We start from the raw sequence: 25,091 nt of genomic DNA on the forward strand, positions 1-25,091 counted from the left end.
CTATTTATGATCTGGGTTAAAAACTTTATAAATTTAAATAATGATGAAATTTTAGCTGTTTTCAAAGCTCGCACAGATCCACGAACTACTGCTTTTTGCATAAGAAACAATTTTAATTTTGATGAACACTTGAGTTTTGTGCGTTCTTTGAAATTCAGAAACGACAAAGCGTATTTTATGATATACGATGATGAGAGTTTTATCGCAGTAATATCGTTTGTAGATATAAGCGCTAATCAAGCAGAGTTTGGATTATACAAAACTCCAGGTACGAAAAGCGTAGGGAAAGTTCTAATGAATCAGATGATAAAACTAGCTTATTCTTTAAATTTAAAAACCATAAAAGCTAAAGTTTTGAAGCATAATCTTAAAGCGATAAATTTATATAAAGAGTTTGGTTTTGAAATTTACTACGAAGATAAAGAGATATTTTATATAAAGCGCATTATAGATTAAAATACCAAAATATCCCCATAAAATGGGGATAAAAGGACTTTAGAAATTCTAAATGAGTTTTGTAAGTTTAATATGCTCAAACCCTAAAATGAACTTACATACCACTTTAGAGTTATATTTACGAGACTACAAATGCGCTATACTTCAAATAAATTACTCAAATAACTTAAAAAAGTTTCTCAAAAAACGACTTATATTATTGTAATAATTTAAGTACATTTTGCTGAACAGCATTAGCTTGACTCATAGCGTAACTACCGCTTTGAGCTAATATATTATATTTAGAGAAATTCGCGCTCTCTTCAGCGAAATCGACATCTCTGATTTGACTTTCTGCCGACTTAACATTTACTTGAGTAACGCTAATATTATTTATCGTGCTAACTAGCTGATTTTGCACAGAACCCAGGTCAGATCTAATGCTATCTAGAGTTTTTCTAGCAGCTTCGGCAATGCTCATCATAGCTTGAGCACCAGCGTAAGTGCTTACACCAGAGTTTCTTTGATCTACTGCAGTTTCGCCAGCATGAAAGAAGCCCATAGCAGCTGCAACACTACTTGAAATTACGCTATCGTTTATAGTTTTTAAACTAACACTAGCTTGTCTAACATGATTATTAGACAAAGCCATAGATATACCATTTGTGATAGCTTGTCCAACTCCCGCAACAGACATAACCATCACTATGTCTCTAGCATCTTGTCTAGTAAATGAAATTTGACCTAAAAATGATACGTTAGCACCGCCTTTAGCTTGAGTTATACCTATCCTAGATATACCGCCTCCATTTATCTGTATAGCTCTACCATCCCTAGCAGTAAGAGTCAATTTACCGTTTTCTAGACTAGCTTCTACTCCGGTTTGTTCTTTTACTTTATTTATAGCACCGATCAATACTTTATCAGAATCGCCATTTTTTATAGCCAAATCACCTATCGGAACTCCATTTATCTTTAGATCTGTAATAGAAGCAGATAGTATACCTTTTCCATCAACGCCATTAAATAATTGAGTATTATTTATACTGGCTTTTACGCCTGTTTTGTCCGCTACGGTATTTACTTGAGCGGCTAATGCGGCAAGACCTTGAGAAGCAAATACTCCAGAACTTATAGTTTGAAACTTATACTCGCCTCCTGCTATACCGTCAATACCTTTTAATGTAAAAGTAAATCCGCCCGAATTTCCACTTAGTGCAAGACCTTTTGAATAAACTACGTTAGAGCTTGTTTCAAATCTAGTATGACCTATAGTGTTTGAATTAGTCGCACCAACACTTACTTTAACCGTTTCATTTGAATATGCACCGATTTGAAATTCTTTATTGCTAAAACTACCGTTTAGTAGTTGCTGACCGTTAAAACTTGTAGTATTTGCTATGTTATCTAGCTCTTCAAGAAGTCTAATTATATCGCTTTGAAGCGCACGTCTTGAATCAGATGTTTGACCGTCTTGGGCTGCTTGGATAGCTTTAGTTTTGATAGTATCAAGAATTTTGATCTGCTCATCCATAGCTTTATCTGCTGTTTGAACGATACCGATGGCATCATTTGCATTTTTTATAGATTGACCTAAACCAGCAGCTTGAGCTCGAAGGCTATCTGCGATACTCATACCAGAAGCGTCATCAGCCGCAGTTTGGATCCTAAGACCAGAACTAAGCCTACCGAGCGAACCCGATAGAGATCTGTCATTTACCACAGCATTTGTGTGAGCATTCATAGCTGCGATATTAGTGTTTATTCTAAAACTCATTTTTAGTCCTTTTAAAATTAGTTTGGACTATTAAAGCAAAATGCGTTCCAAAAATTTATATGTATAATCGAGAGCGGTAAAAGAGTATAAAAAGTACTTGTTTAGAATAATTGATAGAATCTAGGGAGAAACCTCCCTAGAAGAGATAAGCTTAAACTATCGAAGTAGTCTAAGAATATTTCAAGGAAATGCTTGAGATTATTGTAACAATCTCAAAACATTTTGTTGCGCAGCGTTAGCTTGACTCATAGCGTAACTACCGCTTTGAGCAAGGATGTTGAACTTAGAAAAGTTTGCGCTCTCTTCAGCGAAATCGACATCTCTGATTTGACTTTCTGCCGACTTAACATTTACTTGAGTAACAGTAATGTTGTTTATAGTACTAACTAGTTGATTTTGCACAGAACCCAGGTCAGATCTAATGCTATCTAGAGTTTTTCTAGCTGATTCAGCAATGCTCATCATAGCTTGAGCACCAGCGTAAGTGCTTACACCAGAGTTTCTTTGATCCACTTGAGTCTCACCGGCATTGAAAAAGCCCATAGCAGCTGCAACACTACTTGAAATTACGCTATCGTTTATAGTTTTTAAACTAACGCTAGCTTCTTTGATATGGTTTGCAGACAATGCAACAGATAGCCCATTTGTATTAGCTTGTCCGCCAGTAGCACTAAAAGTCATAATTATATCTCTAGCATCTTGTCTAGTAAATGAAATTTGACCTAAAAATGATACGTTAGCACCGCCTTTAGCCTGTGTTATACCTAATCTTGATATATTACCGCCGTTAATTTGTATAGCTCTACCATCCCTAGCAGTAAGAGTCAATTTACCGTTTTCTTTACTAGCTTCTACTCCGGTTTGTTCTTTTACTTTATTTATAGCACCGATTAAAACATTATCAGCATCTAAATTTGAAACTTTTATATTACCTATAGAAACACCGTTTATCTTTAGATCTGTTACGGCTGCAGATTGGATACCGACACCTTTAGTTCCATTAAATACTTGTGTATTATTTACACTAGCTTTTACGCCTGTTTTATCTGCAATAGCATTTACCTGTTCAGCTACGGCTGCAAGACCTTGAGAAGCAAAGGTACCAGAACTTATAGCTTGAAACTTATACTCGCCTCCTGCTATACCGTCAATACCTTTTAAAGTGAAAACAAAGCTACCTGAATTACCGCTTATAGCAAGATTTTTTGTGTAAACTACGTTAGAGCTTGTTTCAAATCTAGTATGACCTATAGTATTTGAATTAGTCGCACCTATACTTACTTTTGCTGTCTCATTTGAGTAAGCACCGATTTGGAAATTTTTGTTACTAAAACTACCGTTTAGTAGTTGTTGACCGTTAAACGCAGTTGTGTTTGCTATGTTATCTAGCTCTTCAAGAAGTCTAGTTATGTCACTTTGAAGCGCACGTCTAGAGTCTGCATTTTGACCGTCTTGAGCCGCTTGTACAGCTTTGGTTTTGATAGTATCAAGAATTTTGATCTGCTCATCCATAGCTTTATCTGCTGTTTGAACGATACCGATAGCATCATTACCATTTTTTATAGATTGACCTAATGCATTAGCTTGACTTCTTAGAGAATCGGCGATAGTCATACCTGAAGCGTCATCAGCCGCAGTTTGAATTCTTAAACCTGAACTAAGTTTTCCTAATGAACCTGATAAATCTCTGTTGTTTCCTACTGCATTCGCATGGGCATTCATAGCGGCAATGTTGGTGTTAATTCTAAAACTCATCTTAAATCCTTTTAGTTAAATATTTTTAGCGTCCTTGCTAAAACTTCAATAACTATATCGCACTTTGGCTTAAAAAGTTTATAGCTTTTAAATAATTTTTATTTTTATGTAAAAAGCTTTACGACTACGAGCAACAAAAAGAACCGGCAAAATGTACTTATTAATATTATTGTTACAAACTCGCTATTGTATTGTTATTATAAAATATTCTCTAGCAAATAGTTTGTTCTAGCATATTTCGCCAATGCTTCTACTGCATCTTTAAAGTATTGTTCTTGTTCTTTGGATTCCTTTAAAGTTTTTGTAATTCCATCTTTTTCTATGGTAGGGACTAATTTCAACTTTTTAAATTTAGAACTCAAAAATTTAGTTATATCTTTAAGGCTATTTTTACCATCGAACATTAACAAAATTTCCATTTCTATATTGTTTAATCCTAAAATAAAATTCATAGGAGTAGCGCATGATAAAGCTTCGCTATTAGTATTTATAAAATAGCCAATATACGCAATATATTCCTCTTTTAACTTTGAAATTCCAGGCTTATAATATATATCACAGATACTCTTATGCGAAACAATGAGAGAATTTGTGACAGCTATAATATCATATATGTGCCTTATAAGTTCACTGGGCGCAACAAGATTTAAGGCATCTTTTACGCTAATACTACCTGGATAAGATTCTACTAATGTCTTTGCAAATGGTTCAAGGCTAAGACCTTTAGCTCTATCTGCTAATTGCGGAGCTTGTGAAGTTAACACCAAATGAAAATCAGATATATTTTTCAAAATACTATCATCGTCAAATACAAGTTTTTGCTCATTTTGCTTCTTTGTGATAAGAGATGAGCGAAATTTGGTTGAATTTAGAAAATCAAACATCTGATCTTTTGATATACGATCGGGATATGCCAATTTAGCATACTCCTTTACGCTTTGGTTTACAAATTCATCATATGAGAAGTGAAACTGCATATCTGCTATATAACAGAGCGAAAAATCCTCTAAATCAGCCACAAAATCACTAAGATAAAACGGCTGATTGAAAATCTCAAGATATTCGTGGTATAAATAGGCTTTGTCTTTAGTTTCTTCTATTTGGTTTATAGTGTCTAATTTCAACTCTCTTGTTAGAATCTGATAAGTTTGTTCGGGAGATATTTTAGTACTAGCATATGCTGCTTTTTCAAATTTAAGAGCGTTTAAAGCAGCTTGAAGTTTATCTTGTTTATCTGAATTTACAGCTGAAAAACGCATAAAATCTCTTGTTATCTCATTTATCTTCCAACCAGGATATGTATTATAACTAATAAGCGCAACGCCATCATCATCTAAAAGTTCGCGCGAACTCTCTAAAATAGCAGCTCTTACCTCATTTGGCACCCAACTATAAACCCCATGAACTATAATATAATCAAAACTCAATTTGTCTTTATAAATACTTATAAGATCACAGATATCCATAGTGATAAGCTCGATATTTTTTATGCCTATTGAGCAAATAGCCTCTTTGCCTATCTTTACTTGCTCATCGCTTAGATCGATACCTATAAAGTGCGAATTAGGATGATTTATAGCTTGACCCATGATATTTCCTCCAGATGCGCAGCCGATCTCCAAAACTCTAGCATTGTCTGGATTTCTAGGTGAGAGTCCATGCATTTTGGCTAATTCATAAAGCCTATCTATGCAAGTCATATTGTATGAATTTGAACGGTATAAAACCTCATCATAAGATGCTTTTATAAGATCGTTTATCATTAAATTCCTTTGGTTATAGCCACTCTTTGGCTGATTTTTTAATCTCTTCTAACTCTAAGTTGATATTTCCTGCTAAACTAAATAACCAGTAGCTTTGAGATGAAATCCATTCAAAAAGCTTATCTTTTTTTTCTTCTTCGGTGTCAGCTCTTTTAACTGCAATAACTGTTAATTCCAGTTCTTGATGCAAAAGTACTGCTCCGCAACATCCATAAAAAGCTGATAAAAATATCTCATCATTAAGATTTGTTTTAAGCTCGTCTAAAGCAAAAGAGAGATTTTGCATTTTTGTATAGTTTATCTTATCTGCTTGATTTTTTGCTTTTAATTTTTTTGCTTTTTCTACCTCTTTAGCTATCTTTAAAAATAGTTTTTCGGATTTTTTTTGCAATCTTTCTCCATAGTTTATAATAGCATATATATGTTTTCTAGCTTTCTTTAAATGACGCTCTTTGGCAATCTCATTTAATTTGTAAATTGGAATAAATTTCTTTTTTATACCCTCTTTTAAAACTATATCTGCTATTTCATTAAATGGAGTTTCCACTGTACCCACTATCCTTGCACCGCCTTCTGTACAATTATAAACCGTAAATTTAGCCGCTCTTGATGCTGATTGTATAAAGTGTTCAAAGTAATTTCTAAAAAGATTCCAAACGGTAGTCGTAATCACCTCGCCGACTCCACCATATTTTGGCGCTAATTCAGCATTTGTATCACATGGGTCTATCTCGGTTGTCCTAAATATATGACCTTTTGAATGGCTAGTTCCATCATCTCCAAAAGCTAAATCTTGACCTATAAGAACGATATTTTCATGATTTAAAGTAAGGGCTATATCAAAAGCTAAGTGAGCTGCACTTGGTCCACCGCCAATATAGCCAAATGTTTCGTCCTTAAATCCTTTTTCATAGTGCAAAGGTCTAAATACATAAGAAGTATCTCTACCTTTTAAATTTTCAATTGTTTTTTCATGCGTTAAAGATGCAGTAACAAATAAAATTCCATCATCAAATTCACTTACTGGATCTTTAAAAAATTTAGATGTAAGCTCTACGCGTTCTATAGAAGAGACGTAATCCGGCTTTATGCCATGCTTTTTAAGTATAGGATAAGAAGCATCTATAGATATGATAGTTACGTATGGAGCGATTTTTTTAAGAGTTTTGAGCTGTTTAAAAAGAGACGGACCGGTAGCTACTATAACAGCTGTTTTTACTTTAGATTTTCTTTTTTTTATCACATTTTTTATAGGAAAACTATCAAATACTATAGGTATATGTTTTGTAGTATGTTTTATTCCTATAAGAGTATCTCTAGAATCATTTCCTTGTTCTAAAAATACCTGTTTTATCGCTTTTATCATTTCTTTATTTATTTTTATAATATCATTCGCATAATGGCTTTGGTTATAAAAGTTATTTGTGATATGAAGATTATAAAGTCTTGAACTCGTCATAACATCTCCGAATTTAGATAAAGTATAAAGCTCTATAAATCTCACGAGATTGGGATAAAATATTATAAATCGTTCACTGTAAATATCTTGAGAAAAATCTATAAGACTAAGAGTTATAAAAAGTATCTCAATCTCAGGTTCAAAAACTATAATTCTAGTGTGAGACGGATTACCCAAAAGAGACTTTAAAAATATTCCATTTCCTATACCGTAGAAGAAAAGAGCTTTATAACGACTATGATCCTCTTCAAAACTAATAATTTTCTCTTCAACCTCTTTTGCCGGACTTTCATAAAGATATTTTTTGGTTTCCAAATTTATGATATTTATATCAAGAGGATCTTTTCCCATAAATACGCCGAATTTTTTATTCTCTTTTAGGTCAAAAAGCATCTGAGCAAGACGTGGACTATAACTCATAATAGCTACTATATTTCTATCAAAAGTTGTTATTTCCTTGCGCTCAGTGATTTGACCTGCCAATTTATCGTTTAGCTTTAGAAACTGTTTTTCATCTTGATTTAGCTCTTTATCTTTCATAGTTTTCCTTAAATTTGTGTATATAAATTTATGCTATATTAAGCCCTATATCGGCTATATAGTTTTTCCTTAAAACAGATCTTTTGAAAATTATTTTGTAATATTTAAAATTTCATAAGAATAATCAAGCCCATCGCTTCCTAAAAATCCAACCGTACCTTTGATATTTTTATCTAATCTAAACTGAGTTTTTACATCTTTTTTAATCGTTTTTACAGTTATGCTATCGCCATCGCGCAACTTTGCGGCTACTTTAAAATACTCTCCGCCTCTAAACTCATTAAATTTAGAATGAGTAAAAATCACGGCTCCATCAAAATTAGAAAGCTCATCAAATTCATTTAAAACGCCGTCTAAATTCAAATCATCGCCATTTAAATTTATAATTCTAATGCCAAAAGAACTGCTTAACAAATTTAACATAGCTCGTATTTGTTGAGAATTTATACTATTTAAAACCTCTGGCGAAACGATGATGACTCTACAATTTTTTATAAAATCGCAAATACTAGGAAGTTCCTCTTCCCCGACGTTACTCTCGCCGCTTAAATAACCCTCATCAAGAGAGTCAAAAAACTCATCGTCAAACAAGTCTTTGCAAATAAGTGCTAAAACATAACTAAGGCTTCCTATCTCGCACTTAACAAACTTAGCGTTTATATCATCGTCTAATGGACTAATAACTAAAATATCATCATTTTTAAAAGTTTCTAGCAAATTTGGTGCTTGAAATGATAGAATACTTGCTAAACTAAGAACTTTCATGCTATTCCTTATAATATGGCAATTTATCTAATTATATCTAAAAATGTTTATGTAATGCTTTTAAAATAGACAAACGCCGCCTTAATGTATTAATTATTTCTTAAGCTAAATGCAGGTAGGATTTTTGCATTTTTAAAGGAATAAAATTTGAAATACCAGCTAACATTAATATCTATAGCAAGCTTTGTAATAATAGCAACGGGTCTTGCAGCAGCAAGTGCCATCGTAGTGCCGTTTTTTCTTGCTGTTTTTATAGCTATAGCTATTTCGCCCGTACTTGAGTTTATGCAAAGATTAAAGATACGCCGAACAATCTCATTTATACTGCTTATAGCTATATTTATAGGAATTTTATGGTTTTTGGGAAATGTGGTATCAAGTGCGCTAAACGGATTTAGCAGCTCACTGCCTGAGTATCAAATGCAATTTAGGATATTTATAGATAAAACAGTAGAGTGGCTAAACTCGTATGAAATAATAAAAATAAATAGTTTTGTGTTAGAAAGCATAGATACAAATAAGATATTTTCTACAACAAGTACTATCTTAAGACAAACTAGCGAAATAGTCACAAAGTCGTTTTTGGTCTTTTTGCTAGTAGTTTTTATGCTCGTAGAAACTCAAGTTTTTAAAGATAAAGTTGAGTATTTTGCCAAAAAACATATGTCTATGCACAATATAGCAAATAGCTTTATTTCAAATTTAAAAAAATACCTTGCTATAAAAACCATATCTTCTATCGCTACTGGTCTTATTTTGTGGCTGTTTTTAGTATATTTTGGAGTACCTTACGCACCTTTGTGGGCTGTTTTGGCGTTTATATTTAACTATATTCCTACTATAGGATCTATTATAGCGGCGATTCCTGCTATTTTAATGTCGCTTTTAGTAAATGATTTAAGCGATACATTGTGGCTTAGTATTATATATTTAGTAGTAAATATATCCATAGGTAACTTTATAGAGCCGAAATTTCTAGGCGCCGGACTTGGGATATCAACTCTTGTAGTAATTTTAAGTCTACTTTTTTGGGGATTTTTGCTCGGTATCGGCGGAATGTTTTTGGCAGTTCCTCTTACTATGAGCATAAAAATAGCCCTAAACGAAAGTCCTAAAACTAAATTTATAGCGGTGCTACTCAGCGATAAGGCGCAGTAAGTGAATAAAATATTTAGCACTATTTTAGCAAGCTACATACTCTTAGCTTTTATAGGAGCTATAATTCTGAGTTTTGATATCATGCGTTTAAAACCTATATCATTTATAGATCTACTTTTTACGGCTACTTCTGCAGTCTGCGTAACAGGTCTTATAACTGCAAATACCGCGACAGATTTTAGCGGATACGGACAAGGGATTATACTAGCTTTGATACAAGCAGGCGGTTTTGGCTATATGAGTTTAGCCGGATTTTTATTTTTACTTATAGGTAAAAAAGTTGATTTCAAAGGTAAAATGCTGCTAAAAGAGTCGCTTGACTACCCAAATATGCAAGGTATTATAAAATATCTAAAAAAGATTTTTGTTTTTACTGCTTGCATAGAAATCATAGGGGCCGTGATTCTTACTTTAAATTTTATGCTTGATATGCCGTTCAAAAAAGCGGTTTGGGCAGGAGTATTTCACTCCATTTCAGCGTTTAATAATGCCGGATTTAGTATATTTGAATACAATCTTGCAGAGTACAGAGATAATTTTGTACTAAATATCACAATATGCTTTTTAGTTATACTAGGCGGACTTGGATTTTTAGTGCTTAGCGAGTGTTTTAACTACTATAAAAAGAGTTCTAGGATAAGCATACATACAAGAATAGTTTTAATAGCAACTATTATTTGCATATTGCTCGGTATGGCTGTATTGCTGATATTTGAATGGGAAAATTCAAAAAGCATAGGCTCTTTAAACTGGTTTCATAAGCTACTTAGTTCGTTTTTTGTATCGGTAAATCTTAGAACATCAGGATTTAATACGATAGATCTTGGCTCTTTGCATGATCAAAGTCTATTTTTCTCATCTTTGTTGATGATCATAGGAGCAGCTCCAGGAGGTACTGCTGGAGGTATAAAGATAACTACGGTTGCAGTGCTTCTTATATATGCTTACTGCTCTTTAAGAGATAAAGAAACTGTTATATTTCAAAGAACTATTCCGGAAAATATCGTAAAAAAATCATTTTTGATCTTCATTATAGCGGTATTTTATATTATTATTTCTACGATCATACTAAGTACTACAGATGATAAAGAAAATAGATATTTTTTGCCTTTATTATTTGAAATTTGCTCTGCATTTGGCACTGTTGGAGTAAGCACCGGAGATGGCGAAAGCTTATCGTTATCGGCTAAATTTAGTGATTTTGGTAAGTTTTATATAATAGTCTTGATGTTTATGGGAAGAGTCGGGGTGTTGGTTTTTAGCATGGCTCTTTTTAGAAAAAGTAAAAATAATAGTATTAAATATCCAGAAGAAGGAGTGGTATTATGAAAACTTACGCTGTTATCGGCCTTGGTAAATTTGGATCGCACGTGGCAAAAGGACTTATAGAAAACGGTGAGCAAGTCATAGCCGTAGATAAAAATGAAGATAGCATAAAAGAATTTAGAGGAATTTGCGAGAATTTATTTATCATCGACACTACCGATATAAATTCTTTAAAAGACGCAGGTATCGCAGAAGTAGATACAGCCATAGTAAGTATAGGAAAAAACATAGAAGCTTCTATACTAAGCGTTATGGCTTTAAAAGAAATAGGAGTAAAAGAGGTTATCGCAAAAGCATACACTCTAATTCACGGCAAAATTCTATCCAAAATAGGCACGGATAGAGTTATTTATCCTGAAAGGGACGCAGCAAAAAGGCTTGTAAAAAGCTTCTCTTTAAATCCTAAATTTGAAGTCATAGACGTAACAAATACTATGAAAATAGCTAGATTTAAAATTACCGCGCAATACGCAAATATAGCCGCCGGCGATCTTTTAAGCAGATCAAAATCAGATCTAAAAATAATAGCCTTTAAACGAGAAAATAGATGGGAATATGAAATAGGCGAGTTTTTAGTTTTAAAAAATGATGATGTAGTTTTGCTTTTTGGTAATTCAAAAGAACTTGAAATATTTGTCTCAAATATATAGATAATTTTGTAATTTAAATTATGAATTTATGTTATATATTTAAGATTTTATTTATAAATTTAATATTAAATTGTTTATCAAAAGCCCTATTTTCGATATTTAAAGTTTATGAACAACCTGCTTTTAAAACATTAAATAATAATACATAACTATGAATCTGTCGCGCTTTTACTATGTTTTTTAATATTTAAGATTAAATTCATTCAATCAACATTATAATGTCATTGATAAAAAAAATATAGGAGACATATCATGGGTACAAGAAAAGAACACGACTTCATAGGCGAGCTAGAAATAGCAGAAGACGTTTATTATGGAGTTCAAACATTTAGAGCTGTAGAGAACTTCAATATTACTCACGAACGCATTTGCAACTTTCCAAATTTTATAGTAGCTCTTGCTCAAGTTAAAAAAGCAGCAGCACTTGCAAACTTCGATCTTGGTTTACTTGATGCAAAGATCAAAAATGCTATTTGTGAGGCTTGCGACCTTGTTGCTAGTGGAAAATACAACAATCAATTTGTAGTAGATATGATACAAGGCGGCGCGGGAACAAGTACAAATATGAACGCAAACGAAGTTATAGCTAACATCGCACTTGAGCTTATGGGACACAAAAAAGGCGAGTATCAATACTGCCATCCAAACGATCACGTAAATTTAAGTCAAAGTACAAACGATGCTTATCCAACAGCTTTAAGAGTTGCTATTTATGAAAGACTTTGTGAATTAACAGAAGCTATGCATCTCTTAAAAGACAGCTTTGAAAAAAAAGCAGAAGAGTTTAAAGACGTTTTAAAAATGGGCAGAACTCAACTTCAAGACGCAGTTCCTATGACTTTAGGTCAAGAGTTTAAAACTTTTGCTATCATGCTTGGCGAAGATATCGACCGTGTAAGAGAAGCTAGAAACTTAGTACGCGAGATAAACCTAGGCGGAACAGCTATCGGTACAGGTATCAACTCTCACCCAGACTATCCAAAAGTAGTCGAGACAAAACTTCAAGAAGTAACAAAACGTCCATTCATCACTGCTGGTAACCTTATAGAAGCTACTCAAGACACAGGCGCTTATGTTCAAATTTCAGGCGTTTTAAAAAGAGTTAGTACAAAACTAAGCAAAATTTGTAATGACTTAAGACTTTTAAGCAGCGGCCCAAGATGCGGACTAAACGAGATAAACTTACCAAAAATGCAACCGGGCTCAAGCATTATGCCAGGCAAAGTAAATCCTGTTATCCCTGAAGTAGTAAATCAAGTTTGTTTCGCAGTTATCGGTAATGACGTAACTGTAACTCTAGCTAGCGAAGGCGGACAACTTCAACTAAACGTATTTGAACCAGTTATCGCTTATAGTCTGTTTAACTCTATCGCAATGCTTAAAAAAGCTTGCCGTACTCTAGCTACAAAATGCGTTGACGGCATCACTGCAAATGAGAAAGTTTGTTCTGATTTTGTTTATAACTCAATCGGTATCGTTACAGCATTTAACCCATATATCGGTTATGAAAACAGTGCTAGCATAGCAAAAGAAGCTTTAAGTACAGGAAAGAGCGTAGCATCTATCGCACTTGAAAGAGGACTTTTAACTCAAGATCAAATAGATGATATTTTACGTCCGGAAAATATGCTAAATCCTCATATGACAAATGAAGATAAAAGCAAATTTAAAAACTAATTTTTTAAATTTTAAAATAGCGATTTTACGCTAAAAGTATTGAATTTACCTTGCTTTTGCAAGGTAGTAATTTTGGTATTTGTTGCTTTAGGTGACTTTAAACAGTCGTCATAAAGCATAAAAAATAAAAAGGATCTTTTTATGGACATTATGATTATTCTACAAGTTATCGTTCTATTTGGAGCGATATTCTTGGGTGTTAAGCTCGGAGGTATGGGTATAGGCTACGCCGGAGGTCTTGGTGTTGTTGTTTTAGCCCTTGTTTTAGGTATGAAGCCAGGTAGTATTCCATGGGATGTTATACTTATAATTATGTCGGTTATCGCGGCTATCACAGCGATGCAAATGGCAGGTGGACTTGATTATTTAGTTCAAATAGCTGAGAAATTATTAAGAAAAAATCCAAAATATATCAACTATTTAGCTCCTACAGTTACTTACTTTTTAACTATATTTGCCGGTACAGGTCACACTGCATTTTCTATGATACCAGTTATTGTTGAAGTTGCAAAAGGTCAAAATATAAAACCTGCAGCACCTCTTAGTATAGCAGTTGTTGCAAGCCAAATCGCTATCACAGCAAGTCCGGTTTCGGCTGCGGTTGTATTTATGAGCGGCGTACTTGAACCACTTGGCTGCTCATATCCTATGCTTTTAGCTATTTGTATTCCTACAACATTCATCGGTTGTATGATTACTTCGTTTATCGTTAGTACATTTTGGAATCTTGACCTTGACAAAGATCCCGTATATCAACAAAGATTAAAAGACGGTCTTGTCAAAGAAGTAAAAGGTGCTGAGTATAAAGAGATATCAAAATCTGCCAAAACTTCAGTTGCTATATTTTTAATCGGCGTTTTAGCAGTAGTTTTCTATGCAACTGCTATATCAAAAAACGTAGGATTAATCGACCCTGTTATACTTGGTAGAGATCACGCTATCATCAGCTTTATGCTTACTATAGCTACGCTTATTGTTATAATTTGCAAAGTTAGAACAGATACTTTAGTTCAATCAAGCGTATTTAAATCAGGTATGGTAGCTTGCGTGTGCGTACTTGGTGTGGCTTGGCTTGGCGATACTTTTGTTAGTGGACACATTGAAGGAATTAAAGGATTTGCTTCTGAGCTAGTCGGTAAATATCCGTTCTTGCTTTCAGTTGCACTATTTTTTGCTTCAATGTTACTTTATTCTCAAGCAGCAACCGCAAAAGCGATCATCCCTGCAGTTATTTTAGCTCTAGGAATTACTCCTGAAAACAGCGGTCAAATTTATATCGTTGTAGCTTCATTTGCAGCAGTTTCAGCTCTATTTGTCCTCCCTACTTATCCAACATTGTTAGGTGCTGTTCAAATGGACGATACAGGTACAACAAGAATAGGAAAATATATATTCAACCACGCTTTCTTAGTTCCTGGAATTTTAGCCATAGCTATATCAGTAGCTCTTGGATTTATCGTTGCTCCTATGATGCTTTAATTTTCTTAGTCCGACAACAAGTCGGACTATCTAAATATATTAAATTTATCCACCATTTTTCTAAATTTAAAAATAATAAAATATTACGATTTTATATATACTGCGTTATAAATTATTCATAATTATTAAAATATATCCAAAAAATAAATTGGTAATAAATTTAATACAAGATATTTTAAATTTATTACCAGATGCTAACTATATAGCGAATTTTTTAATATTTAAGCGATATTTATAAATATTTTGTTATAATCATTATTAATAATTTTATATAGAATTATATTATATGTATAATTATTTTTAAATATAAAGATTAAAAAAATTAATAAAAAAAGGATGTATGTTGAAATCTATAAATAGTAAGGTTATGGCGATTATCGCCATTATAATGGCAATGCTAATCGCATGTTTTGTCGTAGTTGAAATTTTTATTTCTAAAGTAAATGCATCGTTTAACGAGTCAGAAGAGACCAAGAACGAATATGTTTTAATATATAAAAATATTATCGATGGTGAAAGAGCGGGACTTAATATAAGGAATTTATATATTATTCCTGAAGATAAAAATACCTTGACAATACTAGAAAATAGCGTTAATGATCTAGTTACAAACAGAGAAGAATATAAAAAATTATTAGGTACTACTAAGCTGCAAACAGATGAAATTTTTAGCAAATTAACGTCGTTTTATAGAAGTTCTATAAATAAAGCAAAAAATAACCAAAACATTACCATAGAAGACGTCCAAGAAATAACGCCTATATGGAGAGAATATAGAGATCTGCTAGAAAAACAGCTAGCTAGTTTGGTGATTAGAGATAAAAGTACATCAGATAGTTTTGCTAATGATGTTAATGTACTTACTATGGGATTTACCGTATTTATCATCACTATCATCATACTTTCAAGTTTGATACTATTAATTAGCAAATCATATCTTCTAAAAGCTATTAAATCTATAGAAAACGGTCTCAAAGACTTCTTTGACTTCTTAAACCATAAAAATGATAATCCTAAAGCTATAAGCTTAAAATCTAATGATGAGTTTGGAGTTATGGCTAAACTTATAAACGATAATACATCTAATATAAAAGATTCTATGGAACAAGACAATAAAGCAGTAAAAGAGTCTTTAGAAAAAGCAAATGAAGTTGAGAATGGAAATTTAAAAGCTAGGATAAATACTATACCATCTTCACCTGGACTTGAGAAGTTAAGACAAGTATTAAATAAGATGTTAGATACGTTAGAAAGAAAAATAGGAAGCGATATAAATGTTATTCAACAAACATTTGATAGTTTCAAAGAGTTAGATTTTACATCAAGAATTCCAAACGCTAAAGGTGAAGTCGAAAGAGTAACAAATCTTTTAGGAGATGAGATAGCTAAGATGTTAAAAGATAATCTAGCTCAAGCTAATAATCTTAAAGAAAAAGCAAATAGCCTAAAAGGATACGTAGAAAATCTAAATGAAAGCGCAAGCTCTCAAGCTAACTCACTTCAAGAAAGTGCAGCAGCCGTTGAAGAGATGAGTAGTTCTATGAGTTCTATCAATGAAAGAGCAGGAGATGTTATAAAACAATCAGAAGATATAAAAAGTATTATAACAATAATCAGAGATATAGCAGATCAAACAAACTTACTAGCATTAAATGCAGCTATAGAAGCAGCCAGAGCCGGAGAGCACGGTAGAGGATTTGCTGTTGTTGCAGATGAAGTAAGACAACTAGCTGAAAGAACCGGAAAATCTCTAGCAGAAATTGAAGCAAACGTAAACATATTATCTCAAGGAATCAATGAGATGAGTCAAAGCATAAATGAGCAAACTGAAGCAATTAACCAGATAAATGAAGCTGTTGCTACAGTAGATGAGCAGACTAAACAAAATGTCACTATAGCTCAAAATAGTAATAAGATAACTAATGAGGTGGAGAGTATAGCAAACGAAGTATTTAACGAAGTCAATAAAAAGAAATTCTAACCGAGTTAAATTTGAGCTTTTATTAAGCTCAAATTTATTATCCGGTTTTATCTCTTAATCTTATCAGAGATCAAAACTCCAACGTATAAAGAACATCTTTACCGTTTTCATAACTTGAAATCAAAATTTTATCATCTACAAACGTCATAGCACGGATATTTAAAATATCTTTTGGAAAACCATAAGCTTTAGTTATGATCTGATCTTTTGGGTCTATTAACAACAAAGTATTGTAAGCTTTACTTGCGGCGTAAAGCATATCGTCTTTTATGGCTAATGCCGAAATATAGAGCTCACCTAAGCTTCTTGCATCTTTTAATTTCACATTATCTCCAAGCTCGGGAATGAACTCAGCAGATAATCCTTTATCGCTATTTAAAGCGGAAACAACTATTAGTTCTTTATACTTGTTATTTGGCACAGTTATCATGTACGTATGTTTTTTATCACTTCTAGATGTTAACACATAGTAGTTTTTAGCTCTGCTAGTTTTGAGTCTATATCTACTGATTTCATCAAATTTATCTGCTCCTTCTAAAAAATATCGAAAATTTGCTACTTTATTTGCAGATGGATTTGGCTTGACATCAACGCTGGTTTTGTTTATTCCCATAATGCGTATATTATCGCCTACGAAATTTGCTCCGGCAAATTTCTCAACAGTAGCAGAAAAATATTTATCTAGAACTAAATGCGAGCTTATATTCGCAAGATCTTTATCTGTTATATATAAACCGTATTCTTCTGTAGATACGAGCATATTATCATTTTGATAATTTAAATCACTTATAGGTGAGTTTAAATTTAAAGAGCTGATTTTTTTATCGATGATTTCTAACTCCTCTTCTACAACAAGAGGCGAATTTGAGTAGTCGCTATCAAATTCAAAATCCTCAGATGCGTCAAGAGCGAGATCAGGAAAATTGACATCTCTTTTTCCAAGAAAATTAGTCGGGAATCTCATATCTTTCCATCCATCGGCAGACCAAATTGTATATTTGCTATTCCAACTATATCGAACCGGATCTCCTTGACCTAAAAACGGCGGCGGTCCTGTAGAAATAAATGCTTGCACGATATTTGAAACGATAACTATAAAAAATACCCAAAAGGCGACTATGTTTGCACTTGTTAATTTTCTAAATTTATAGGCTTCATCTTCAAATTCTTTTAAATTTGGAGCGAAAAATAATATAACTCCCAACAAAAACACTACAGCCCAAAATACAACTTCAGCCCAAAACTGCGTATGCAAACCTAAAATCGCTACGCCAAATCCCTGTCCAACATCTTCTAATGCGTGATTTCCTAAATGATAAAAACTCTCCCATAAACCAACTGCAGTGATAATAAGTATCATAGCTAAATATTTTGGCTTAAATCCATATCTCAAAACAAACAAAGCCGCAACCGAGATATATATCATGCTTTGACGCTGACCCCAACAAAGTGTGCAAGGCGAATCGCCAAGAATATATCCGAAAATAAAATTAGCAATCCCGACCGGAAGCGCTAAAATACCTATTGCCGCTAATGAAAATAGCAGATAAAATGTTTTTGTATTTCGCATAGTTGCTCCTTTAGAGATTAATATTTGGTAAAATACTCGAAACATGAGCTATATACATAATAGCAGCCATAGCCCAAGCAACAACAAAAATTCCAAAAGCGAATTTCTCTTTTTGCGGTTTTTTGTAGATCAAAAATACAGCAATAAATGCTAGAATGAGTCCTAGAAATTCCATTACTTTCTCCTTATGTTTAGATATTATCATAATTACACTTTTTAAATTCAATAAAAGTTTGGCTTAAATTTAACAACAAGCCAAACATGTCTGATTTAATATAATTTTAATAACGCAAAATCTAGAAATTACCGTTTAAAGATAGATAAAATCTTCTGCCTTCTTCTATTCTATTATAAGTATTTACCCACGTTTGCGTATTTGCACTAGTATAAGACTCGTAACTATCCGTAAAATCTTTATCTAGCAGATTATAAATACCTAAATTTACATTCCAATTTTTATTTATATCATAACGCATACCTGCCGAAGCTAAAAATATATTTTTATAATATTCTCGATTTAAATTTGAATCTCCCATATATCTGTCTATTTGATATTCGCCTTTTATCCAAGGCGTAAATTTATTAAATATCATATAAGATGCTTTTGCGACTATATTGTGTTTTAGACTGTTGATCTCTGGTTTTCCTATGCTGGTACTATCTATGCTATCTTTAACTTCGCTGTCTGTATATGTCCATGAAAGATCAATGTTTAAATCTTTTATCGGCTTTACTCCTGCTGCAAACTCTAAACCTTTGTACTCTACTTCACCGTGATTTATAGCTTGTAAGCAGCGAGCCGCGCCACACACTCCTATACTAGGAACGGATTGACCTGTTTTATAAGTTTTACTTGAAATTTTATCTTCAAACGTGGTTAAAAATCCGGTTAAAGACGTGCTGAATATTCCAGTATCATAAATTGCACCAAATTCATAATTTACAGAAGTTTCCTCTTTTAAATTCGGATTTCCATATACGGGATATTTTCCTTGACCGCTAAAGTTATACTCTCCGGCAATTAGTCTATTTGCATATGGAGCTTTAAAACCAGTAGAAACGCCGCCTTTTAACGTTAAATTATCAGTAGCGTTATAAACTAGATATGCTCTTGGAGATATGTTATTGCCAAATATTTCATGATGGTTATATCTACCGCCTAAAGTTAAAAGCAAATTTTCTAAGATTGTTATCTCATCTTCTGCATAAACAGCGAGCATATATTGATCAAAACTCGTTGGATTTGCTATTTTATCATGCATTTTTTCAAGGCGATACTCGGCGCCGACACTTAATATATTTCTATTTCCTATAGGAACAACTGCTTTAGTATCTAGCATAAAATCTTCGGCTTTTATATCTCTATTTTGACCGAGAAACGCTTGAGTTGGCTGACCCACAACCTCTCTTCCGTCATTTGTAACGCGATTATACTGCACAGCCGAATTTAAAGTAAATGCATCATATATGCCTTCGTGAGCAAGATATGTAACTATCTTTGATATATCCATAGTAGGCGTATATCCGCCAGTAAGGCTTCCGTTTGGATTTTTTTTCGTGAGAGTTCCTATTTCACTATTTTTATTATTATAGTGATTTTTAGAGTAGTCTATATCCCATATAATACTATTTCTATCGTCCACTAAATAGTTAAATTTAGCTCCTATATTAAATGTATTTGCCCTAGTAGGACTTTGAGCTTGATCTCCTGCTACTCTTTGACCAGAACCGTTTGTAAATTCAACCTTTGACTGCTCTCTATATGAGTTTCTAAAACGAAGATCTAATCCTAATTTATTATCTAATAATGGACCACTAGCATAAATACCGGTTCCATAAGTATTTCCCCAGCTACTATCTTCATTTATCATAGTATCTAGGCTAAAAGATGCTCCCCACTTATCGCCTACTTTTTTTGTAATTATATTTACAACGCCGCCAAGAGCCTCAGATCCATATAAAGTAGACATAGGACCTTTTATGACTTCGATTCTTTCTATACTAGAAAGCGGCGGTAAAAGAGCATTTGAAACTTCACTAAAACCATTTGGACCTATCTCGCCGCCAACGCTTTGACGTCTGCCGTTTATGAGAACTAACGTATAGCCAGTTATCCCGCGCATAGTGATATTATAAGCTCCGGTTTTACCTTTACTAGCATATAGATCAACTCCCGGAATATCCGATATAACTTCGGCGATATCACGATACGGTTTGCTTTGTAGTGCTTTTTTATCAATAACGTTTATAGTAGCCGGCGCTTCTTTGATATCTTGGGAAAATCCAGAAGCACTAATAATAGAATGTTCTAATTCTTTTATATCATCTGCTATTAGAGAATTACATAGATAAGCAGCAACACAAAAACTCAATATGGTTTTTTGCATATATATCCTTTATTATAAAATTAATTAAATAAGAATATAATATTATAAAAATATCTATTAATTTATACTTAATTACAATAATAAATATTAAAATTAATTTACTATAAAAATAAAATCAAAATTATGCCTATATATAATATAATGATATTAATTATAAATTTAGTTTGTTTTTATTATAATGCTCGAATTACAAAAAATATTTAAGAAAGTAAAAAATGGAATTTCTAAAGCAATATATCGATTTAATCATCTTTATCATACTTGGATTAATGGCTTTTATAGCTATTTGGTGTGTTATAGAAAGAGTATTATTTTTAAATAAAATAGATATAAATGAATATAACAATCAAGAAGATTTAGAAGATAGTATAAGTGAAAATTTAACCACGCTTTATATCATATATTCTAATGCTCCATATGTAGGACTTTTAGGTACAGTTATAGGCATTATGATCACATTTTACGATATGAGCTTAGCAGGAAATATCGACGTAAAATCTGTAGTTTCAGGTCTATCTTTGGCTCTTAAAGCTACAGCTCTTGGACTTTTTGTCGCTATTCCTAGTTTGATAGCCTACAATGCTCTTTTAAGAAAAGTAAATTTGGTAATCAACAGGTATAAAACAAGGAAATCTAATGATAAAATTGCCTAAAAATGAGGGTTTAAATATCATTCCGTTTATTGATATTATCCTAGTTTTATTAGCAATAGTGCTTAGTATATCTACGTTTATAGCTCAAGGAAAGATAAAAGTAGATCTTCCGCAAAGCCAATCTGCACAAAGCTTAGAAGACGATAAAAATAGACTTTCTATAATAATAGATAAAGATAACAAATTTTATTTAGACGAAAATGAAGCAAGTGTAGAAGATCTAAAAAATAGAATTCAAACATTAAATCCAGACACTTTAGTTGAGCTAAAAAGTGATAAAGACGCTAAATTTAGCAGTTTTGTTGTGATAGTGGACAGCTTGAAGCTAAAAGGACACGATAAATTTCAGATAGTTACGGAAAAAGAGCAATGAGAGAGCTTATTCGCACATATTTTAACCATAAAACTCAAGCATTTTTCATATCATCTATTATATTTTTACCTATTGTTTTATTGTTTTACCAAGCTACTTCGATTTTAAGGTTAGAGTTTCAAAACCATAAAGAAGAGAGTTTTGTACTAAGTATGCAAGACTTCATAGCTCCACCTGTGCAAAACTCGCCTATGCCGACTCCTGATATACCTCATATAGCAGAACCTACGGTAGATAAAATAGAGCCTATAAAACCAAAACCTATTAAAAAAACGGTTAAAAAGATACAAAAACATATCAATAAACAGATAAAAACCGAATTTACGCACAAAGTAGAAACAGCCAAAACAGCAGATATACAAAACATCGAACAAATCCCGCGTATTTCACCATCTCAAACAAATATCGCACCTAAAAACACGATTCAAACTCTTACATACGGTAAAAGTGATAATCCTCATTTAAAAGAGATTAAAGCTGCTATCGATAAAGCAGGTTTTTACCCGAGACAAGCAAGAAGAATGAGAATGAGCGGAGAGGTTTGGGTAGAGTTTTTATGGCTAAAAAGAGGTATTTTAAAGGACCTAAAAGTAAGCAAAAGTTCAGGTTATGAGCTACTAGATTTAAGTGCTATGGAAACTATAAAAATAGCTTCAAAAGAGTTCCCCGCGCTAAATGAAGATGCTAGATTATCAGTACCGATAGTTTATCGCTTAAAATAATAAACTAAATTTAAAATACAATCAAATTTAAAAATTCTTCTAAATTTATATATTAAATAAAATTATCTAATATATATTTAAGTAAGATAATATTAAAATACAATCAATATTACCAATCAACACAAGGAAACATTATGATTAGAAATCTCATTTTAGCAAGTTTATTAGCTATTAATATTTTTGCCGCAACACCAAAAGATACGATAGTAATCGGTATAGAAAACGAAACATCGCGCATAAATCCGCTATTTGATGAAGATCACGATACCGCTCTTGATTTTGTATTTAGCGGACTTACCAAATTTACTCCGGATATGAAAATCGAACCAGACTTGGCAAAAAGCTGGAAAGTAAGCGAAGACGGTCTTGTCTGGACGTTTTACTTAAGAGATGATGCACTTTGGCACGATGGAGAAAAATTTAGCGCCGAAGATGTTAAATTTACTATAGAACAAGCACTAAATGATAAACTAAATGCTCCTGCTAAAGCGAGTTTTGAAGAGGTTCAAAGTGTAGAAGTCATAAATAAATATGAGTTAAAAATCATGTTAAAATCACCGTTTCCACCACTTCTTGATGCGCTTAGCATAGGAGTTTTACCAAAACATATTTTAGATGGCAAAGATATAAATAGTGATAAATTTAATCAAAATCCGATCGGCACCGGTCCATTTAAATTTAAAAAATGGCAAAAAGGCAGCTATATAAGTTTTGAAGCCAACAAAGACTTTTACCGAGGTAAACCAAAAGCAGATAAAGTAATTCTTAAAATCGTGCCTGATTACAATATAAGAACATATGAGATAAAAAGAGGCGATCTTGACGTGGCTCTTATAGAATCAAATTTAGTAAAAGAGTTGCAAAATGATAAAAATATCAAAATCATGAAACTAGATAGTGCTGATTATAGGGCTTTGATGTTTAATTTTGATAATGAAATACTAAAATCTTTGGCCGTAAGACAAGCTATCAATTATGCTATAGACAGGGAATTGATCGCTACGAAAATACTTCATGGATATGGATTTAGCGCTAATAATCCTATACAAAAAAGCTGGGCAAACGATAAAAACGCAAAAATATATGAATACAACATAGAAAAAGCTAAAGAGATCTTAGCAAATGATGGCTGGGAGCTAAAAAACAAGGTTTTACAAAAAAACGGGAAACGACTTGAGTTTGATATCTATGCATTTAATGGCGATCCGTTCAGAGTAACACTTGCCAACATCATCCAAAGCGAATTATCTAAAATCGGCATAAAAGCTCGAGCTATAGCTAAAAATCACGGAGCATTTGAGATAGATAAAGTAGATAGTTTCATTATCGGCTGGGGAAGTCCGCTTGATCCTGATGTGCAAACTTATAGAGTATTTAGCTCTAAAATGGACGCCGCCAAAAATGAAAACGGTTGGAATTACAATCATTATAGCGATAAAACGGTTGATGAAACACTTTTAAAAGCTAGAACGACAGATAAGACAGAAGAGAGAAAACTATGGTATTCTAAATTTATAAACGCCTTACATGAAGATCCGCCGTTTGCATTTTTAGTTTATTTGCAATATCCATTAGCGTACAGCGACAAAATAAGCGGTATTAAGCCTACTATTCTTGGTCATCATGGAGCCAGATTTACTCATAATATAGAAGAGTGGAGTAAAAATTAGTGTGGATATTTGCTGCTAAAAGAGCAGTCCAGACTATTTTTCTCATTTGTATTTTTAGCTTATTTATATTTATAATGATAGAGTTTTCTAGTGGAAATATCGTATCAGGACTTTATGGAGACAACATTCAAGCCTTAAATCCAGCTTTAAAAGAGAGAATCTTAGCTAATTTAGGACTTGATAGACCTCTAATGGTGCGATATTTTGAATGGTTTTTAAATTTTATAAGAGGCGACTTTGGATTTAGCTTTGTAAGCGGAGAAAAAGTTATAGATATCATAAAAGACAGGCTTCCTTATACTCTCATTCTTGGCACAATAAGTTTTTTTCTTAGCTTTCTTTTAGCCGTAATTTTAGGAGGTCTTAGCGCTATTTTTCAAGGTTCTTTATTTGATAAAATAGTTATGATAATAACTTTATCGTTTTTTAGCGTTCCTAGTTTTTGGCTGAGTCTTATTTTTATAATGTTTTTTAGTGTTATTTTAGGAATTTTTCCTAGTTCAGGAGCATATGATATAGGAACCCAGGGGAATTTTATAGATTTAGCACATCATATGATACTTCCGATTTTAGTTCTTAGTTTATCTCATCTTGCCATATATATCAGACTAGTTAGAACTACTGTTTTAGAAGCCTTGAAAGAACCTTTTGTTACTAGCTATAGATCTTGGGGAGTCGATAAAAAAGATATTTATCTAAAACTTGTTTTAAGATACTCATTATTGCCTGTTATAAGTTATTTCGGCGCAAACTCCGCGGTGATTTTAAGTGGAACTTATGTCGTAGAAACCGTTTTTTCCATCGGAGGACTTGGGAATACGACCATAAACGCACTTTTAGACAAAGATTATCCATTAGCACTCATCATCATACTTTTAAGCACTATCTTTGTAGTTTTTATAAATTTAATAGTCGAAATATCAGCCAAAATCTTAAATCCGAGATTTTAGC

Annotated in this window: 20 protein-coding genes; 12 read left to right on the forward strand and 8 right to left on the reverse strand. The window is 32.7% G+C overall.

What is annotated here, in order from left to right; all coding sequences use genetic code 11:
• The first annotated feature begins 6 nt into the window (after nt 1-6).
• Nucleotides 7-456, forward strand: coding sequence for a UDP-4-amino-4,6-dideoxy-N-acetyl-beta-L-altrosamine N-acetyltransferase (pseH, locus tag DQN38_RS07980; protein ID WP_002850707.1), 450 nt, complete (start codon nt 7-9; stop codon nt 454-456).
• 196 nt (nt 457-652) lie between these two features.
• Here pseH and DQN38_RS07985 read toward each other — a convergent pair whose 3' ends face one another.
• The 5 genes from DQN38_RS07985 to DQN38_RS08005 all read right to left on the reverse strand — a co-directional run bounded on the left by DQN38_RS07985 (nt 653) and on the right by DQN38_RS08005 (nt 8,494).
• Complete coding sequence (locus tag DQN38_RS07985) at nt 653-2,212, reverse strand: flagellin B (protein ID WP_011732290.1); 1,560 nt, start codon at nt 2,210-2,212, stop codon at nt 653-655.
• Between the two features lie 198 nt (nt 2,213-2,410).
• Nucleotides 2,411-3,967, reverse strand: coding sequence for a flagellin B (locus DQN38_RS07990; RefSeq protein WP_111738241.1), 1,557 nt, complete (start codon nt 3,965-3,967; stop codon nt 2,411-2,413).
• Nucleotides 3,968-4,164: 197 nt separating this feature from the next.
• Complete coding sequence (locus DQN38_RS07995; RefSeq protein WP_065844020.1) at nt 4,165-5,730, reverse strand: class I SAM-dependent methyltransferase; 1,566 nt, start codon at nt 5,728-5,730, stop codon at nt 4,165-4,167.
• 13 nt (nt 5,731-5,743) lie between these two features.
• Nucleotides 5,744-7,729, reverse strand: a complete 1,986-nt coding sequence (locus DQN38_RS08000; protein WP_111738242.1) for a motility associated factor glycosyltransferase family protein — start codon at nt 7,727-7,729, stop codon at nt 5,744-5,746.
• Nucleotides 7,730-7,819: 90 nt separating this feature from the next.
• Nucleotides 7,820-8,494, reverse strand: coding sequence for a hypothetical protein (locus DQN38_RS08005; RefSeq protein ID WP_011732294.1), 675 nt, complete (start codon nt 8,492-8,494; stop codon nt 7,820-7,822).
• Between the two features lie 147 nt (nt 8,495-8,641).
• On the opposite strand from DQN38_RS08005, the gene DQN38_RS08010 reads away from it, so the two are divergent.
• The 6 genes from DQN38_RS08010 to DQN38_RS08035 all read left to right on the forward strand — a co-directional run bounded on the left by DQN38_RS08010 (nt 8,642) and on the right by DQN38_RS08035 (nt 16,765).
• Entirely contained in the window at nt 8,642-9,652 is a 1,011-nt protein-coding gene (locus DQN38_RS08010; RefSeq protein WP_002850719.1) for an AI-2E family transporter, read from the forward strand.
• Nucleotides 9,653-10,981 (forward strand): TrkH family potassium uptake protein, encoded by a 1,329-nt coding sequence (locus DQN38_RS08015; RefSeq protein WP_011732295.1) that lies wholly within the window; start codon nt 9,653-9,655, stop codon nt 10,979-10,981.
• Nucleotides 10,978-11,628 carry a potassium channel family protein gene (locus DQN38_RS08020; protein WP_002850721.1) on the forward strand — a complete coding sequence of 217 codons (651 nt, stop codon included), beginning with the start codon at nt 10,978-10,980 and terminating at the stop codon, nt 11,626-11,628. The genes DQN38_RS08015 and DQN38_RS08020 overlap by 4 nt, the downstream gene beginning before the upstream one ends.
• Before the next feature lie 252 nt (nt 11,629-11,880).
• Nucleotides 11,881-13,305, forward strand: coding sequence for an aspartate ammonia-lyase (aspA, locus tag DQN38_RS08025; protein ID WP_011732296.1), 1,425 nt, complete (start codon nt 11,881-11,883; stop codon nt 13,303-13,305).
• 141 nt (nt 13,306-13,446) lie between these two features.
• Nucleotides 13,447-14,784: an anaerobic C4-dicarboxylate transporter gene (locus tag DQN38_RS08030; RefSeq protein ID WP_002850723.1), complete on the forward strand. Its 1,338-nt coding sequence runs from the start codon at nt 13,447-13,449 to the stop codon at nt 14,782-14,784.
• A gap of 343 nt (nt 14,785-15,127) precedes the next feature.
• Complete coding sequence (locus tag DQN38_RS08035) at nt 15,128-16,765, forward strand: methyl-accepting chemotaxis protein (RefSeq protein ID WP_011732298.1); 1,638 nt, start codon at nt 15,128-15,130, stop codon at nt 16,763-16,765.
• A 70-nt stretch (nt 16,766-16,835) separates the two neighbouring features.
• On the opposite strand, the gene DQN38_RS08040 is transcribed toward DQN38_RS08035, so the two are convergent.
• From DQN38_RS08040 to cfrA, 3 genes are all read right to left on the reverse strand, one after another.
• Nucleotides 16,836-18,335: a disulfide bond formation protein B gene (locus tag DQN38_RS08040; protein ID WP_002850725.1), complete on the reverse strand. Its 1,500-nt coding sequence runs from the start codon at nt 18,333-18,335 to the stop codon at nt 16,836-16,838.
• 10 nt (nt 18,336-18,345) lie between these two features.
• A complete protein-coding gene (locus DQN38_RS08955; protein ID WP_002850726.1) occupies nt 18,346-18,510 on the reverse strand; it encodes a hypothetical protein in 165 nt (54 codons plus the stop codon).
• Between the two features lie 121 nt (nt 18,511-18,631).
• Entirely contained in the window at nt 18,632-20,722 is a 2,091-nt protein-coding gene (gene cfrA / locus DQN38_RS08045) for a TonB-dependent ferric enterobactin receptor CfrA (RefSeq protein ID WP_011732299.1), read from the reverse strand.
• A gap of 215 nt (nt 20,723-20,937) precedes the next feature.
• On the opposite strand from cfrA, the gene exbB reads away from it, so the two are divergent.
• The 5 genes from exbB (at nt 20,938) to DQN38_RS08070 (ending at nt 25,090) form a co-directional block, all read left to right on the forward strand.
• Entirely contained in the window at nt 20,938-21,375 is a 438-nt protein-coding gene (gene exbB / locus DQN38_RS08050; protein ID WP_002850727.1) for a TonB-system energizer ExbB, read from the forward strand.
• A complete protein-coding gene (gene exbD / locus DQN38_RS08055; RefSeq protein WP_002850728.1) occupies nt 21,359-21,748 on the forward strand; it encodes a TonB system transport protein ExbD in 390 nt (129 codons plus the stop codon). The genes exbB and exbD overlap by 17 nt, the downstream gene beginning before the upstream one ends.
• Complete coding sequence (locus tag DQN38_RS08060; RefSeq protein ID WP_081303743.1) at nt 21,745-22,470, forward strand: energy transducer TonB; 726 nt, start codon at nt 21,745-21,747, stop codon at nt 22,468-22,470. The genes exbD and DQN38_RS08060 overlap by 4 nt, the downstream gene beginning before the upstream one ends.
• Before the next feature lie 134 nt (nt 22,471-22,604).
• The gene (locus DQN38_RS08065; protein WP_024305179.1) at nt 22,605-24,140 is read left to right on the forward strand and encodes an ABC transporter substrate-binding protein; all 1,536 of its coding nucleotides are present in this window, start codon (nt 22,605-22,607) and stop codon (nt 24,138-24,140) included.
• Complete coding sequence (locus DQN38_RS08070; protein ID WP_065843675.1) at nt 24,140-25,090, forward strand: ABC transporter permease; 951 nt, start codon at nt 24,140-24,142, stop codon at nt 25,088-25,090. The genes DQN38_RS08065 and DQN38_RS08070 overlap by 1 nt, the downstream gene beginning before the upstream one ends.
• Nucleotide 25,091: the final 1 nt, after the last annotated feature.

It is taken from the genome of Campylobacter fetus subsp. fetus, from assembly GCF_900475935.1.
Classification (GTDB): Bacteria; Campylobacterota; Campylobacteria; order Campylobacterales; family Campylobacteraceae; genus Campylobacter; species Campylobacter fetus.